The sequence below is a fragment of the Streptomyces lothianensis genome (genome assembly GCF_047779955.1).
Lineage (GTDB): Bacteria > Actinomycetota > Actinomycetes > Streptomycetales > Streptomycetaceae > Streptomyces.
The window spans coordinates 24,465-39,836 of record NZ_JBLMKT010000062.1 but is presented as its reverse complement, the minus strand read 5'-3'; the positions used below and the strand labels follow the sequence as shown (position 1 = coordinate 39,836).

Here is a 15,372-nt window from a genome sequence, read left to right as displayed (position 1 = left end):
CCATCGTTTACACACGAACCTCACGTACCCGATCATGGCTCCCGCCTGCACCAGCCATCCCAGGGGGGACCATGCGCACACGCACCACGAAGACGATCGGCATCCTCGCCACCCTCGCCTTGGCCGTCGTCGGCTGCGGCAGCGAGGACAGCGGCGACCAGGCCAAGCAGAAGCCGCCCAATGCCTCCTCCAAGCCCACCGAGCAGCAGGAGGACAACACCGCGGCGCAAGGCAGGCTCCCGGACGAGCCCACCGGGGCGGAACGCGATGCGGTTCTCGCGGCGATCCGGGACGTCCTCCCGGAGCTCGTCCAGGACGAGGACAAGGCCATCGACGCGGCGCGCAGACAGTGCCAGAACCTCGACAACCCCAACTCCGCGGGCATGGAGGACACCCTCGCCGCCATGCTCTTCATGTACTCCGGGGCCGCGATCACCGAAGAGCACGGGAAGCACCTCAACGCCGGGCTGCGCAAAACCCTCTGCCCCGACAGCTGACCGACACCGGGAGCGGGCCGACCTGCCCCGCAGCGGGGGCCCGGCCGGCCCTCGCACCGTGCCCCTCGCCCATCACCCTGAAGCGCTCGCCGCCGCCCCCTTCCTGCGGCGCCGCACCGCCCGCCCCCCGTGGCCGCGGCGGCCCTCCGGTCCGTGGCGGGGGTCGAGTTGGAGCCAGATGCGGATTTCCGTGCCGCCGAGGACCGAGGAGCCGATGCGGACGTCGCCGCCCGTGGCTTCCGCCATGCGGCGGACGATGTCGAGGCCGAGGCCGGTCGAGCCCGCCTCGCCCGAGCCGCCGCCGCGGCGCAGGGCCGCTTCGGGGTCGGTGATGCCGGGCCCCGCGTCGGAGACGAGGACGATCACCGCGTCTCCGCCGCTGTGCACGTCGACCGCGAAGGCCGTGCCCTCGGGTGTGTGCCGGAAGACGTTGCCGAGCAACGCGTCGAGGGAGGCAGCGAGTTCGGTGCGCGGAACCGGGATGGACACGGGCCGGTCCACCCCCGCGACCCGTACCTCCCGCGCCTCGTCCTCTGCGAGCGCCGACCAGAACGCCATGCGTTCGCGGATGACCGCTGCCGCGTCGCAGCCGCCGCCCCCGCCCTGCGCGGCGGTCTGCGGCTTCGCCTCGCGGGCCGTGCGGATGATGGTGTCGACCTCGTGCTCCAACTGCTCGACCGCGGAGCGCGTCTGCTCGGCCGCCGCCCCGTCCCCGAGCGAGGCGGCGTTCAGGCGCAGGACGGTCAGTGGGGTACGGAGGCGGTGGGACAGGTCGGCGGCCAGTTCGCGTTCGTTGGCGAGGAGCCGGACCACCTGGTCGGCCATGGAGTTGAAGGCGACGGCGGCGGACCTGAGCTCCTTGGGCCCTTCCTCCGGCACCCGCACCCCCAGTTTCCCTTCGCCGAGGTCGTGCGCGGCGCCCGCGAGCCGTTTGGCCGGCTGGATGAGCCGTACGCCGAGCCGGTCCGCGACCGCGACGGAGCCGATGACCAGCCCGATTCCGACGCCCGCGAGCACCACCCACGCCGTGGTGACCCCGTTGGTGACATCGCCTTCGGGAACGAAGACCTCCACGACGGCGTTGCGCCCGGAACTCAGCGCCGTCGGCTGCAGCAGCACGGACCCGCCGGGCGCCTCGGCGATGAACGCCCGGCTCTTGCGCCGCGCCGTCTCCACGTCCGCGTCCGTGGCCCGCTGCACCCCGACCCGCCGCGCCGGCTGCCCGTCCCCGCCCGGCAGGTGCACCGCCATCCGCCCCTCACCACCGGCCTCGGTGATCGCGACGGCCCGCTGCAGTTCGACACGTTCGGTGGTGATGGAGAGCGTGGGCGCGATGTTGGCGGCCTGCCGCTCGGCATCGGAGAGGGCGCGGTCGCTCGCCATCTCCTTGATGACCAGGCCGAGCGGGATCGCGAAGGCGACCACGACCATCGTGGTGACGGCCAGGCACACCTTCACGAGGGCCCATCTCACCGCGGAGGCTCCAGCTTCACCCCGACACCGCGTAGCGTGTGCAGATAGCGCGGCTTCGCCGCGGTCTCCCCCAGTTTCCGCCGCAGCCACGACAGATGTACGTCGATGGTCTGGTCGTCCCCGTACGACTGCTGCCAGACCTCCGCGAGCAGTTCCTTGCGGGCCACAACGACGCCCGGCCGCCCGGCGAGGAAGGCAAGGAGATCGAATTCGCGTCGGGTGAGGTCGAGCGCCGTGCCGTCGAGCGAGGCCTGCCGCCTGAGCGGGTCGATCGCGAGCCCGCCGACGCGCAGCACGCTCGACGCCGCGCCGTCCGAGCCGCCTCCGGCGCCCGCGCGGCGCAGCACCGCGGCCATCCGGGCCGAGAGGTGTTCGACGGAGAAGGGCTTGGTCAGATAGTCGTCGGCGCCGTCGTTGAGCAGCCGTACGATCTCCGTCTCGTCATCGCGCGCCGTGGCGACGATGACAGGGACGTCGGTGATCCCGCGCAGCATCTTCAGCGCCTCGGCACCGTCCAGATCGGGCAGCCCCAGATCGAGGATGACGACGTCGAAGCGGAGATGAGCGACCTCGCGCAGCGCCTCCAGAGCCGTCCCGACGCTGCGCACGGTGTGCGAGGCCTCGGTGAGGTGCCGGATGAGGGCCGAGCGTACGAACTGGTCGTCCTCGACCACGAGCACACTTGCCATGGCCCGCACCGTACGCCATACGGGGGATGCCGGTCAGGGGACGGCGAAAGCCCTCACTCCTTGCCCCGCCCCTGCCCCGCCCCGCCTCGCTCCTGCCCCGTCCCCTTCCCGTACCCCCGGGACGCGCAGGGGGCCGATGAGGCAGTATGGCCGCGATGTACAGAGGTCTGGCACATGTGGCGGCGTGGACATGCGCCACCGGGGCGGCGGTGACGCTGTCCTGGTGGGGGGTGCACACCGTCATGGCCGGAACGGCCTACGACCCGCCCAAGGCACTGCCGTTGACGGCCTCCCAGGAGCCTCCGCAACAGGCCGCCGGGCCCGGCGCCTCCGCGTCCTCCACCCAACGGCCCAGGCCGCCCGCCGAGTCGGGCGCTCCCGGCGAGGGAGACGGTTCGGGCAGGTCACCCGACGCGGGAAGCGACAGCTCCCAACCCCCTGACAGCACACCGGACAAGCCGGACAGTTCGAGCGACTCGGCCCCTTCCGCCGCCGCAGCCCCCGCCGGTGAGGTGAAGAGCTACCGCGTCTCGGGCGGCCGGGTCGTCTTCGAGATCCACGCCGACTCCGCCGAACTGGTCTCCGCGACACCGAAGACCGGCTGGCAGATGCAGATCTGGAAGCAGCCGCAGCAGGACTGGCTCCGGGTGACGTTCACCCAGGGCTCACGCGAGGTCTCGGTCTTCTGCACCTGGCACGATCACCCGCCGCTGGTGGAGATCGACGATCCTTAGGGCCGCGCTCCCGGCTAGCCGAAGACCCCGGGCGGCGGCGCGGGCGAGGCGATCGCCGCCTCGTCGCGTACCGCCGTGGCGCCGCCCGTGAAGTCGGCCAGCGCCCTGCCGTGCTCGACCCGCCCGGGATGGGGGTCGGAGGCGATACGGCGGGTGAGTTCCGCGAGCGGGAGCTCGGTCTCGGAGGCCAGCAGGACCGCGTTGCCGAAGCGTTTGCCGCGCAGCACCGCCGGGTCCGCGGCCAGCGCGAGCCGCGGGAAGACGGCCGCGGCCGTCGCGATCTGGCCGCGCAGATGGGCGAGCGGCGGGCCGTCCGCGAGGTTGGCGGCGTAGTGCCCGCCGGGCCGGAGCACGCGCCGGACGTCCGCGAGGAATTCGGTGCTCGTCAGATGCGCGGGCGTGCGCGCGGCGCTGAACACGTCGGCGATCACCAGGTCCGCCCAGCCCTCGGGGATCTTCGCGAGCCCTTCGCGGGCGTCCGTGGAACGGACCCTGATCCGCGCACCGGGATCCAGCGGCAGTTCGCGCCGCACCAGTTGGACGAGCGGTCCGTCGCGCTCGACGATCTGCTGCGAGGAGCGCGGCCGGGTCCCCGCCACATAGCGGGCCAGGGTGAAGGCGCCGCCTCCGAGGTGGACGACGCGCAGGGGTTTGCCGGGCGGGGCGATCAGGTCGATGACGTGGCCGAGGCGGCGCTGGTAGGCGAAGTCAAGGTGCGCGGGGTCGTCGAGGTCCACATGCGACTGGGGCGCGCCGTCCACGAGCAGGGTCCAGGCGCGGGGCCGGTCCGGATCGGGCTGCAGCTCCGCCAGCCCCCCGTCGACCTGCTCGACGACGGCCTGAGCTGCGCTTTTCCTTCTGGCCATCTGGCCATTATGCGGCGCCCCACGGCGGCGGCGCGCCGCGAGGGGCGGGCATACGCGGCGACGGCGCGCGGCACGGAAGGGCGTACGCGGCGGCGGCGCGCGGCACGGAAGGGCGTACGCGGCGGCGGCGCGCGGCACGGAAGGGCATACGCCGCGGCGGCGCGCCACGGGAGGGGCGCACGCACCCACCGGCAGGGCTCCCGCGCGACCCACCGGGCAGTCCTCGCCCCAGGTGCGCGATGATGGACGGGCGGCGCGATCAATGGCGATACGCCCGGTACGTACCCCATCCGCCCGCACCCTGGAGCCCGTATGTCCCCCCGTATCCTCCTGGCCCGCCACGGACAGACCGCGTGGTCGCTCGCCGGTAAACACACCGGCCGTACGGACATCCCGCTGCTCGACGAGGGCCGCACGGGCGCGAAACTGCTGGGCGAGCGGCTGCGCAGGTCCCCGTACGACGGACTCCGGGACGTCGAGGTGCGCACCTCACCGCTCGCCCGCGCGGCCGAGACCTGCGAGATCGCCGGGTTCGGCGGGCGGGCCGAGCGGTGGGACACGCTCATGGAGTGGGATTACGGGGCGTACGAAGGGATGACTCCCGCCGAGATCCAGGCGGTGCGGCCGGGCTGGTTCATCTGGCAGGACGGCGTACCGGAGGGTGAGACGCTCGCCGAGGTCACGGCGCGCGCGGACGAGGTGGTGTCCTGGGCGCGCTCGGCGGAGCGTGACGTGCTCGTCTTCGCGCACGGACACATCCTGCGGGCGATCGGCGCGCGCTGGCTGGGGCTCCCGCTCGACTTCGCCGCACGGATCCGGCTCGGCCCGACGTCACTGTCGGTGCTGGGGTGGGCGTACGGGGCACCGGCGATCGAGTCGTGGAACGAGACGGGACACTTGGAGGCCTGACGCCCTCCACCCCTCACACGCGCCGGGACCCTAGGCGCTTCGGGCCAGGCCCTCGTGGCGGTCCAGGAAGTGGGCCACTCCCGTTGTACGGCGGTGCGGGAGGAGGACGCGGGCCGTGCCGCGCAGTATCGAGCGGACGCGGGTGGACTGGACCTCCCCGAGCAGGTCGAGCACGCGACGGCCCGCCGACGCGGCTTCGTCGGGGCGGCCCGCGCGCGCCAGGTCGTCGGCGAGCTGAGCCGTGTACAGCGCGATGTTGCGGGTGAAGTGCGGGTCCTGGAGCACCACGGCCGCACGGGCATGCGTGCTCGCCCGCGACCAGTCGCCGAGCGCCGCCCAGCACTGGGCTTCCAGGCCCGCGAGCTCGGCGGGCCCGAAGAACGACATCCACTCGGGATCCGTCTCCGACACCCCTTTCCCGAAGAACCGCTGCGCCCGTGTGAGCGCCTGCGCGCAGCCCGAACGGTCGGACAGCCCCGCGAGCCCGCCGGCCTCGCGCAGCGCCAGCAGCGCCAGGAGCCGGTCGGAGCCGAGCGGCGCGGCCGCCCGCTGTGCGGCCTGCGCGGCCCGCACCGCCTCGCGCGGCCGTCCCGCGTCCCGCGCCAGGAACGACAGATTGCAGAAGGCATGCGCCTCAAGGGCCGGATCGCCGAGCAGCCGCGCGGTGGCCAGGGCCTCCCCGTAGTGCGAGCGGGCGTCCTCGTAGCGCGCCGAATCGTGCGCGAGCCAGCCCACCGAGATGGCGAGTTCGCCCGCGCTCGCCTGCAGCCGGTCGACCACGGACTGGCGCGCGGTGCCCGCGTCCAGCAGGGCATAGGCGTTGCGCAGGGGTACGGCGGCGCGCCGGTACAGGCCTTCGGCGCCGTGCCGGTCGTCGAGCAGCCGGATACGGCGCACCGCCTCCTCGACGGCATCGGCCTCCGCACAGCCCACGCGGCGGCGGGCCGAGAGATCGACGGGCACGGGCGGAACGGGTTCGGGCGGAACGGGTTTGGGCGGCACGGACGGCTCGGGCGGCGGATGGGCCGCCGCCGGCGGGGCGTGGCTCAGGGATGCGGCGACCGCGGCGGTCGTACCGGTCATGAATACGCGACGCAGCACGTCGCTCTCCTCTGGGTGTTTCAAGTACGGGGTGGGGTTGGGCGGTTCCGCTCGTGCACCCGGCACCCGGGGGGCGGGCGGGGCATCCGCGACGTGTGGTTCCCGTGGTGCGGATGATGCGCCGGAGCGCGCCCTGCGGCCGCGGACGGCGTCCCGGGGCGCGAAGCCCAGGTCGGTAAGCGTGCGGCCGGGGAACATGTGCAGGAAGACCCGCTCGTACGCGTAGTTGGGGCAGCGGATCTCGCCCGCCTCGACGCGTCCGATGTACCGCGCGTCGCAGGACACCCGCTCGCCGATCTCGCGCGCGGCCCTGCGTACGGAGGCGGCGAACTCGCCCGGTGACAGGCCGCCGCGGAGCATGCGGAAGGCACGGTTGGGCCGGGGTGAACCGGCCTGCTCCGGCGGCGCGGCCGCCGGCGCGGCAGCCGGTGTGGTGGCCGGTGTGGTGGCCGACTTGGCTGCGGCCGGTGCAGGTGTCCGCGAGGTCGATGCCATGGAACAGCCCTCTCGTCACGGCTCACGGTGGGGCCGGTGCCGAACCGGGTGCGGTGTCACGCCCCGGTGGCTCCGGCGGGTGTCGAAGGTACCGGGAGTGACAGGGTCGGCACGCGGAGTTTTGCTACAAACCGGAAATCCCCGCCCTGATCCGCCATGAACTGCCATCCAATGCGGCGACTCTGCGCCGTAGCTGTTGACGCTTACGGGCGTTGAACCATGTGGTGACGCCCGGACCGCGAGCATCCTGAGCAAGGAGGGGTTCCCTTGTCGGAGGCAGGTATGAACAGCAGCCGCTCCCGCACGCAACGGATCGAGGAGGTACAGCGCCACGCCGCCGCGCCGGACCCCCTCGCCGCACCCTCACCGGCCGACGAGGCGCCGTGCCCCTTCGCCCCGGCGGCCGAGGCCTGCGATCTGGTGACCGTGCCGACCCGGCAGGGCCTGGAGGCCGTCGACATCCTGCGGCGCCAGGCGCCCTCGGTGGGTCCGGTCCTGCACGACGACAGCCACGACACGCTCGGCTTCGTCGTCCCCGCGGGTACGGCGGCCGCGTGGGACCTCCCGGGCTCCGCCTGCACCGGAACAGCGGGCCGCGGCCTGCCCCTGGCCCCCGCGGCCACCTCGCCCACGGGCGCCGCAGGGTCCGCGAGCCCGTCCGCCCGGGCCGCGGACTCGACCACCCGGCCCGTGGATATGCCCGCCGGACCCATGGATGCGCCCGCCGGATCTGTCGACGGGTCCGCCGGACCCTCGGACCCAGCCGCGGAAGTCCCGGGATCGGCCGCGGGAATCCCGGACCCAGCCGCGGGGCTCCCGGGCTCGGCCGCCCCGTCCGCGAGCCCGGCCACCCCCTCCGAGAGCGCGGGCTGGCTCCTCCCGCCCACGGACACCGACCCGGTCACGGACCCGGCAGCACTCCGGGCCGCACTCGGCGAGGCAGCCCGCATGATCGCCGCAGCAGACGCAATCACCCACACCTCCAGCCCATCCGGCGTCTGAGGACAACCCCGGCCCCGCCCGTCGGGGGTTCCAGGACGAGCTCGGTCCGGCATTCCAGCCTGCCCGGCGTCCCGGAACAAGCACGGTCCAGCAACTCAGCCCGTCCGGCGTTTGAGGACGAGCGCGTTCAGCGCGATCGGGGGCAAGGGGCGCAGCCCCAAAAAAGGGGGTCCAGGGGGCGGAGCCCCCGGGGTGGCCCACCCACCCGTGGGTGCACCGCACAACGGCCCCCACCTTGTGGGCGCACCACACACCCGGGCCCACTGTCAGTGCGAAATGCAAGACTCTCACCTGTGAGCGATTTCCCGACCACCCCGCCCCGGAAGGCGCCCGGCGCAACCCCGCTGCACGGTCGCCTCTCCACCCTGCGCGGCCCCGACACCCAGCCCAAACCGCTGGACGCACGCGCCCTCGCCGCCCTCGCGGCGAACCCGGGCTGCCGCAGGCGCGCCTTGCTCGACGGCGCGGGCGTCGACAAGTCCGCGCTCGCCGAGGCGCTCGGATCGCCCTCCGGTTTCGGTCAGTCCCAGTTCGCCTTCATCCGGGGCAATGCCTTCGAGGCGAGGGTCAAGAAGGACGGCGGCGCCGAACTCCTGCGCCTCGCCCACCAGCGCCTGCCCGGCGGCCCGGAGCCCACCGCGGACACCTCCCATGTCCCCGAGCTCACCGCCGCGGGCCCCGAGGGCCGCGCCACCCGCACCGCGCTGGCCCTGCGCGATGCCGAGCCCGGCGCGTGGACGCTGCTCGACCACCCGCTGGTGGCCCTCGACGTCGCCGGTTCACCCGCCTACCTCGAACCGGACGCGGTCGTGGTGCATCCGGACGGCCGCTGGACGGTCGTGGAGATCAAGTCCTTCCCGATGATCGACGGTTCGGCGGATGCGGCGAAGGTCGGCGCCGCCGCCCGCCAGTCCGCCGTCTACGTCCTGGCCCTGGAGCAGATCGCCGCAGGCCTCGACCCCGCCCCCGAGGTCGGCCATCGTGTGCTCCTTGTCTGCCCGAAGGACTTCTCCAACCTGCCGACGGCCTCGGTGGTCGACGTCCGCAAGCAACGGGCGGTGACCCGGCGCCAGTTGTCCCGCCTCACCCGCATCGAGGCCATCGCCGACACCCTCGCTCCCGGCACGAGCTTCGCACTCGACCAGCCGGCCGAGCAGCTGACCGAGGCGGTCGAATCGGTGCCCGCAACCTACGCCCCGGAGTGCCTGGCCGCCTGCGAGCTCGCCTTCCACTGCCGCGACCGGGCCCGTGAACAGCGCGAGGTCACGGCGCTCGGCCGCTCGCTCCGCGGCGAACTGGGCGAACTGACCACGGTGGACGCGGTGCTGTCCGCCGCGCGCGGCGAGAGCGGCGACCCGGCCGACCCCGCGGTCGCCGCCCTCCGCCGCGCCGCCGCCCTGCGCACGGAGGCCCTGACGTCCCCGCCCCCTGCTCCTCGTACGGAAGACACCGCCGTACGGGAGACAGCAGGCGTACGGGCCCCCGCAGCGGTACGGAACGGGGGCACCCCATGTCGCTGATCACCACCCTCGCCCGGCTCGAAGCGGTCCGCAGCGGCCGGGCGCAGCCGACGGCCACCGTGCGCCACCGGCACCTGTCCGAGCGCCCGCTGGTCTTCGTGCCGCTGACCACCGCGGGCGAGGCGGGCGCACCGCTGGGCGCCCTGGTCGGCACGGACCGGGAGGCACCCCGACTGCTCGTCGTACCGCAGCCACGCGACCGCGAGCTGCGCTTCGCCTTCCTGGCCGATCTCGCCGAGGAGATCCTGCCGTACGTGGAGTCCTTCGCCGGGCGGACCCGGCCGGAGACCCGCAGCGAGACGGACCCGGAGACCGGCAAGAAGGTAAAAGTCGAGGTCGAACTGTGCCTGGACGCACCGCAGTTGATCGTGCCGAGCCGGGCGGGTGTGGACTTCGTACGGCTGCTCGGTCGCTCCATGCGTTTCCGGCGGACCGCCGAACAGGACCCGGACACGCCGTATCCCGCACCACCGCGGGTGCCGCTGCTGGGGCGGTGGCTGACCCACTTCGGCGAACGGGCGCACGTGCCCGGTTCGGCGCAGCTGCTTGCGATGACCGAGCTGCTCGGACGGCACTGGGCGACCGGCCAGTCGAGCCTGGAGGACCAGCACCTGGGCGCGCTGCTCGCCTGGATCGATCCCCCGGAGCCGGCGAGCGGCGCCGAGGCGGCCCTGGCGGCCGAGCTGCGCCGCGGCGAGGACGGGCAGCTGCTGCACCCGCCCGCGGGCCCGGCCACCGACCCGGCCTTCGACAACCGGCTGCTCGCCCCGGCCATCGAGCGTTTCGACCGCGCGCGGACCGCCCTCCATTCCGCCGAGGACGGCCTGGACGCGGACGACCGGCTCGGCGAACTGGCCGCCGCACAGCGCGAGATCGGCGCCCTGATCGCCTCCCACACCCGGCCCACCTGGGACGCGGTCTGGCGCGGGCTCGACCTCCTGCGCACCCTGCCCGACGCGGGCCACAACGCGGAGCGCTGGACCCGCGACCTGTGGTCCTGCACCGGCCACCACGACCGTGTGCTGGCCGGCGAACCGCCGCAGCCCCGCCGTGACGACGCGGTCACCGCCGCCCGCAAGCTGCAGCGGCGCGAGGAGGCGCAGGCCCGGCTCGAAGCCCACGAGGCGCTCGACGATCCGCTGGTGATGGCCGGACGGCGGCTCGTCGGCGAGGCCTTCGCCGGTGAGGTGACCGAGGCGGTCATGGCGTACAGCGAGGACAAGCGGCCCCGGCCGCGCCCGCTGATCACCGTACGGACCGAGGACCGGCCGCATCTGGCCACCGGCGCGAAGGTGTATCGCTCGTTGCAGGGCAAGCCGCAGTCGGCCGAGTTCGTGGGGTATGACGAGGAGGACGGTGTGGTCCTTCGCCTCCTGGACAAGATGGGGCGCGGCAAGGAGCCCGACGAGAAGACCGTGCCCGTGAAGGGTGACCGGCTGTGCTGGACCCTCTTCGAGCACGAGGCGCGCGGCGGCGCCAAGCTGCCCGATGCCGAGCAGACGCCGTGGACCCACGGCGGCCCTCCCGGCGAGCCGGCCGCCGAGCAACCCGACCCGCCGACCTCGGAGGACCTGCTGTGACCGGCCTGCAGAAGCCCGCGGGCTCCGCCCCCTCCTCCGCCCCCGCTGGCGACCCGCCCTTCGATCACGCCTCCGCGCCTTCGCTCACCTCCTCCTTCGGCCCTTCCTTCGACCCTTCCTCGGCGGCCGCCGAGGCCACGGCCGCGATCCTGCACGACACGCTGCACGGCACCGACCGCGGCGTGGTCGTCGACTCCCCGCCGGGCGCCGGCAAGTCGACGCTCGTGGTGAACACCGCGCTCGAACTCGCCGCCGCGGGCCGCCCGCTGATGGTCATCGCCCAGACCAACGCCCAGGTCGACGACCTGGTCCTGCGCCTCGCCGAGAAGAATCCGGACCTGCCGCTCGGCCGCCTCCACAGCAGCGATGCCGACCCCTACGACAAAGCGCTCGACGAGCACCCCCAGGTCCGTAAATCCGCAAAGGCCGGCGAGCTGGCCGGCCTCCCGATCACCCTGTCGACCGCCGCGAAATGGGCGCACGTCAAGAACGTGGAACCCTGGCAGCACGCGATCGTCGACGAGGCGTACCAGATGCGCTCCGACGCCCTCCTGGCCGTCGCCGGGCTCTTCGAACGGGCCCTGTTCGTGGGCGATCCGGGGCAGCTCGACCCCTTCTCGATCGTCGGCTCCGAGCAGTGGGCCGGACTCACCTACGATCCTTCGGCCAGCGCCGTCTCCACCCTGCTCGCCCACAATCCCCAGCTCCCCCAGCACCGGCTTCCCGTGTCCTGGCGGCTCCCGGCCTCCGCCGCGCCGCTGGTCTCCGAGGCCTTCTACCCGTATACGCGGTTCCGCAGCGGCACCTCGCACGGGGACCGCGCGCTGCGCTTCGGCGTCGCCGGGGACGGCAGTGCGCACGACCGCGTCCTGGACGAGGCGGCGGCCTCGGGCTGGGGGCTCCTCGAACTGCCCGCGCGGCACACGCCCCGTACGGACCCCGAGGCGGTACGGGCGCTGGCGCAGGTGGTGCGCAGGATCCTGGACCGTGGCGGGGTGACGGTCAGCGAGCGCTCACCGGACCCGTCCCCGCTCACCGCCGACCGGATCGCGGTCGGCACGGCACACCGCGACCAGGCGGCCGCGGTACGGGCGGCCCTCGACGAGCTGGGAGTCCAGGGCGTCACCGTCGACACGGCCAACCGGCTCCAGGGCCGCGAATACGACGTCACCCTCGTCCTGCACCCGCTCTCCGGCCGCCCCGACGCGACGGCCTTCCACCTGGAGACGGGCCGCCTCTGTGTCCTCGCCTCACGGCACCGGCACGCGTGCATCGTGGTCTGCCGGGCGGGCGTGGCGGAGCTGCTCGACGAGCATCCGTCCACGGAGCCCGTGCAGTTGGGGGTCACGGTCAAATTCCCGGACGGCTGGGACGCGAACCATACGGTGCTTTCGCACCTGGGGGAGCATCGGGTGGCCTACCGGCCTTGAGGCTCCGGCCGTTGCTGCCGAGGCCCTCGGTGCAGCGGTCGTCGATGCCGAGGCCCTCGGTGCGGCGGCCGTCAGTGCGACGGCCTTCGGTGCCGCGGCCGTCAGTCCATGGGTTCGGTGCTCAGTCCATGGGTTCGGTGCGTTGCAGACTACGGCCGAACTCGATCATCTTGCGGGCGTAGTCCTCGGTCCACTCGGCGCGTTCCGCGATCACCGCGGAGGTGAGCCGGTCGAAGCGGCGCGGGTCCGCGAGCTGGGCCGCGGCTATGGCCTGGAACTCCACGGCGCGGTCGGCGGCGGCGCGGAAGGCGAGGGTGAGTTCCGTGGCGCGGGACAGGAGCTCGCGGGGGTCCTCGATGGACTCCAGGTCGAAGAAGTGCTCCGGGTCGGCGGCGGCCGTCGTGGGCTCGAAGAGGAGGGGGGCGGGGCGCAGGCGTCGCCGGTCGGATGGGGGCTCCGCCATGGGTTCGATCCTCCTGGTGCGGTGGGTGGTGGGACCTCGCGGGTTCCCTCCATTCTCCCGTGCATTTCTCCCCAGCCCCGCCCCTTCCCGAAACCGGGGGCGCAGCCCCCGGCCTGCGGAGCGTGACGGCATTCACCGGAGCTGGTCAGGCGGCTGGGCCGGTCGGTGGGTGAGCGGCGACGACGCGGCGGAAGAGGGCCTGGACTGCTCCTGTGATGTCGGTGCCTGCCTGGGTGTGGTGGCAGGGTCCGGTGTAGGCGTGGCTGAGGAAGTCGGCGGTGAGTTCGGGGTCGGGGACGTCGAACTCGCCTGCCGCGTGGCCTTCGACGAGGAGGGTGACGAGCAGGTCGCGGGCGGCGGCCATCGGTTCCTCGCCGGCCGCGCCGCCGGGTTCGTGGAAGAGCCGGTGGTAGAGCTCGTGGTGGTCCTGTTCCGCGGTGATCCAGGCGGCGACGAGGCCGTCGAGGCGTTCGGTCCAGGTCAGCCCGGGCTGCTCGAGGAGAGCGGCGGGCTGCTGGAGCATGCGGTCCCACATCTCGGCCTGGAGGGCGGCCAGGAGTTCCTGTTTGGCGTCGAAGTAGAGATAGACCGTGCCCTTGGCGACCCCGGCGCGGGCGGCGACCTTGCTGACGGTCAGCGCCTCGTAGCCGTCCTCCAGGAGCAGGGCGGCGGTGGCGTCGAGGATCTGGCGGCGCCGGACGTCCGGGGGCTGGAAGCGGCCGGTGGGCTTGGCGGGGGCGGACTGGTCCGCGGGCACGGTCCCTCCTTCGTGGTCAGGTGACTGACCGGTGGCCGGTCAGCCGGTGCCCTCCAGGGTGTCATGCGGCTTGCGGGCGACGACGAGAACCGCGTGGTCCTCGCTGGGGTGCTGGATCCGCGGGACGACCTGCCGTTCGGCACTCAGGATGTCCAGGCCGAGACCGGTGAAGGCCGCTGTCAGTTCGGCGAGGGTGGCCAGGTCGCCGGGCTCCCCCCAGTCGCAGGCCTCCTCGTCCCACTCTCCGAGGGCCAGGATCCCGCCCGGGGCCAGGGCGGCGGCCAGGGTGGCCAGGGTCGCGGTCCGGGCAGGGCCGCGGGGCGGCAGCGCGTAGGAACTGAGGGCGAAGCCGTAGCCGGTCTCGGGCCGCCAGACGGCGCTGTCGGCGACGGCGAGATCCATCCGGTCGTCCAGGCCGCGGGCGCAGGCGGCGGCGCGGGTGGAGGCGATGGCGCGGGGGGCGAGGTCCACGCAGGTGACGCGCCAGCCGCGTTCGGCGAGCGCGAGGGCGTTGCCCCCGGCGCCACAACCCAGGTCAAGGGCCCTGCCCGGCGGGAGGCCGTCGGCGGGGGCCAGGAGCGCCAGGTCGGGGGCGGCGGTGTCGCTGCCGTCGCCGGTGTAGAGGTCGTCCCACGCGAAATCCGGGTACGAGGCGGCCCCGGGTCCGTGGGTGTGGTTGCCGTCCTGCGTCTCGCAGGCGTGTCCGGTGGTGTGCATCACTTTTCCTCCAGCGGGAATGGGATCGAGCGAATGACCGTTGGTCAGTAGTATGACCACTGGTCATTCGATTCCGTCAAGCCCCCTCGGAGGCACCCCATGGACACCACCGCCCAGTACGACACCGTGATCATCGGCGGCGGGCCCGCAGGCCTGACCGCCGCGCAGACCCTGACCCGCTACCGGCAGCGCAGCCTCGTCATCGAGTCCCCCACGCCGCCCCGCAACGCCGCCTCCCGCGGCGTGCACGGCCTGATCGGCCTGGAGGGCGCCACCCCCGACGAGCTGCGCTCCCGCGCCTGGGAGGAGCTGGACCGCTACGGCCTGGCCACGCGGCTCGACGCCACGGTCGGCGAGGTCACCCCGCTGCCCGGCGACGGCTTCACCGTGCGCACCGACGACGGAGCCACCGCCTGGGCCCGGAACGTCATCCTGGCCACCGGCGTGATCGACCAGCACCCCGACGGCGTGGACGGCTTCGCGGCATGCTGGGGCCGCACGGTGATCCACTGCCCGTTCTGCATCGGCGAGGAGAACGCCGACCGCACCTGGGCCCTGGTCTCCGACGAGCCCCGCTACCTCGGCATGGCAGCCACCGCATTCCGCGCCTGGACCGGCGACACCATCGCCATCGCCCCGCCCTCCCTGCCCGGTGCCGACGACCTGCGCCGCAGCCTGCGCGAGCAGGGCGGCGACCTCGTCCTGGGCCAGATCGTCCGCCTGCACCACACCGAGGGCGACCTGCACACCGTCGAACTGGCCGACGGCACCCTCCTCAAGCGCCAGACCCTGCTGTGGCCGCAGCCTCAGCGGCAGGTCCCGATCGTCGAACGCCTGGCCAGGGACCATGGCCTCGCCCTCGACGCCGACGGCTACATCACGGTGGACGACAGCCGGCAGACCAGCATCCCGGGCCTCTACGCCGCCGGCGACCTGACCGCGCGGACCTGGGAACAGGGAGCCGTCCCCGCCGTCACCGCCGGAGCCGCAGCCGCCGACGCCATCCACTTCGCCCACCTGACCTGACAGCCCGCACCCCCGACCGGGCCCGGGCGCGCCCGGCGTCCGGCGTCCGGCGTCCGGCGTCCGGCGTCCGGCGCATGACGCATGACGCATGACTCCCGCCCGGCGCCCGGGCG

At 73.7% G+C, this 15,372-nt stretch carries 14 protein-coding genes and 1 pseudogene; 8 read left to right on the top strand and 7 right to left on the bottom strand.

The window, feature by feature from the left end; translation table 11 throughout:
- The first annotated feature begins 71 nt into the window (after window positions 1–71).
- Window positions 72–497, top strand: coding sequence for a hypothetical protein (locus ACLF6P_RS21290; RefSeq protein ID WP_415952218.1), 426 nt, complete (start codon window positions 72–74; stop codon window positions 495–497).
- A 72-nt stretch (window positions 498–569) separates the two neighbouring features.
- Here the strand turns inward: ACLF6P_RS21290 and ACLF6P_RS21285 are convergent, their stop codons facing one another.
- Window positions 570–1,970 (bottom strand): sensor histidine kinase, encoded by a 1,401-nt coding sequence (locus ACLF6P_RS21285; protein WP_415952217.1) that lies wholly within the window; start codon window positions 1,968–1,970, stop codon window positions 570–572.
- Window positions 1,967–2,659, bottom strand: coding sequence for a response regulator transcription factor (locus ACLF6P_RS21280; RefSeq protein ID WP_415952215.1), 693 nt, complete (start codon window positions 2,657–2,659; stop codon window positions 1,967–1,969). The genes ACLF6P_RS21285 and ACLF6P_RS21280 overlap by 4 nt, the downstream gene beginning before the upstream one ends.
- Before the next feature lie 155 nt (window positions 2,660–2,814).
- Between ACLF6P_RS21280 and ACLF6P_RS21275 the strand changes: the two genes are divergently transcribed.
- Complete coding sequence (locus ACLF6P_RS21275; protein WP_415952213.1) at window positions 2,815–3,393, top strand: hypothetical protein; 579 nt, start codon at window positions 2,815–2,817, stop codon at window positions 3,391–3,393.
- A 14-nt stretch (window positions 3,394–3,407) separates the two neighbouring features.
- On the opposite strand, the gene ACLF6P_RS21270 is transcribed toward ACLF6P_RS21275, so the two are convergent.
- The gene (locus ACLF6P_RS21270) at window positions 3,408–4,259 is read right to left on the bottom strand and encodes a spermidine synthase (RefSeq protein ID WP_415952212.1); all 852 of its coding nucleotides are present in this window, start codon (window positions 4,257–4,259) and stop codon (window positions 3,408–3,410) included.
- A 312-nt stretch (window positions 4,260–4,571) separates the two neighbouring features.
- Here ACLF6P_RS21270 and ACLF6P_RS21265 point away from each other — a divergent pair, with 312 nt between their 5' ends.
- Window positions 4,572–5,168 carry a histidine phosphatase family protein gene (locus ACLF6P_RS21265; protein WP_415952211.1) on the top strand — a complete coding sequence of 199 codons (597 nt, stop codon included), beginning with the start codon at window positions 4,572–4,574 and terminating at the stop codon, window positions 5,166–5,168.
- 30 nt (window positions 5,169–5,198) lie between these two features.
- On the opposite strand, the gene ACLF6P_RS21260 is transcribed toward ACLF6P_RS21265, so the two are convergent.
- Entirely contained in the window at window positions 5,199–6,629 is a 1,431-nt protein-coding gene (locus ACLF6P_RS21260) for a hypothetical protein (RefSeq protein ID WP_415952258.1), read from the bottom strand.
- A gap of 417 nt (window positions 6,630–7,046) precedes the next feature.
- Between ACLF6P_RS21260 and ACLF6P_RS21255 the strand changes: the two are divergent.
- The 4 genes and pseudogenes from ACLF6P_RS21255 to ACLF6P_RS21240 form a co-directional block, all read left to right on the top strand.
- Window positions 7,047–7,379: pseudogene (locus ACLF6P_RS21255) on the top strand (hypothetical protein); the annotation flags it as partial.
- 680 nt (window positions 7,380–8,059) lie between these two features.
- Window positions 8,060–9,286, top strand: coding sequence for a hypothetical protein (locus ACLF6P_RS21250; RefSeq protein ID WP_415952209.1), 1,227 nt, complete (start codon window positions 8,060–8,062; stop codon window positions 9,284–9,286).
- Complete coding sequence (locus ACLF6P_RS21245) at window positions 9,277–10,866, top strand: cytochrome c oxidase assembly protein (protein WP_415952208.1); 1,590 nt, start codon at window positions 9,277–9,279, stop codon at window positions 10,864–10,866. Before ACLF6P_RS21250 ends, ACLF6P_RS21245 begins: the two co-directional genes overlap by 10 nt.
- Before the next feature lie 146 nt (window positions 10,867–11,012).
- The gene (locus ACLF6P_RS21240; protein WP_415952257.1) at window positions 11,013–12,296 is read left to right on the top strand and encodes an AAA family ATPase; all 1,284 of its coding nucleotides are present in this window, start codon (window positions 11,013–11,015) and stop codon (window positions 12,294–12,296) included.
- 121 nt (window positions 12,297–12,417) lie between these two features.
- On the opposite strand, the gene ACLF6P_RS21235 is transcribed toward ACLF6P_RS21240, so the two are convergent.
- The 3 genes from ACLF6P_RS21235 to ACLF6P_RS21225 all read right to left on the bottom strand — a co-directional run bounded on the left by ACLF6P_RS21235 (window position 12,418) and on the right by ACLF6P_RS21225 (window position 14,233).
- Window positions 12,418–12,759: a hypothetical protein gene (locus ACLF6P_RS21235; protein ID WP_415952207.1), complete on the bottom strand. Its 342-nt coding sequence runs from the start codon at window positions 12,757–12,759 to the stop codon at window positions 12,418–12,420.
- Window positions 12,760–12,904: 145 nt separating this feature from the next.
- Window positions 12,905–13,516 (bottom strand): TetR/AcrR family transcriptional regulator, encoded by a 612-nt coding sequence (locus tag ACLF6P_RS21230; RefSeq protein ID WP_415952206.1) that lies wholly within the window; start codon window positions 13,514–13,516, stop codon window positions 12,905–12,907.
- A 39-nt stretch (window positions 13,517–13,555) separates the two neighbouring features.
- Window positions 13,556–14,233, bottom strand: a complete 678-nt coding sequence (locus tag ACLF6P_RS21225; RefSeq protein ID WP_415952204.1) for an SAM-dependent methyltransferase — start codon at window positions 14,231–14,233, stop codon at window positions 13,556–13,558.
- A gap of 99 nt (window positions 14,234–14,332) precedes the next feature.
- On the opposite strand from ACLF6P_RS21225, the gene ACLF6P_RS21220 reads away from it, so the two are divergent.
- Window positions 14,333–15,259, top strand: coding sequence for an NAD(P)/FAD-dependent oxidoreductase (locus ACLF6P_RS21220; protein ID WP_415952203.1), 927 nt, complete (start codon window positions 14,333–14,335; stop codon window positions 15,257–15,259).
- Window positions 15,260–15,372 lie beyond the last annotated feature (113 nt).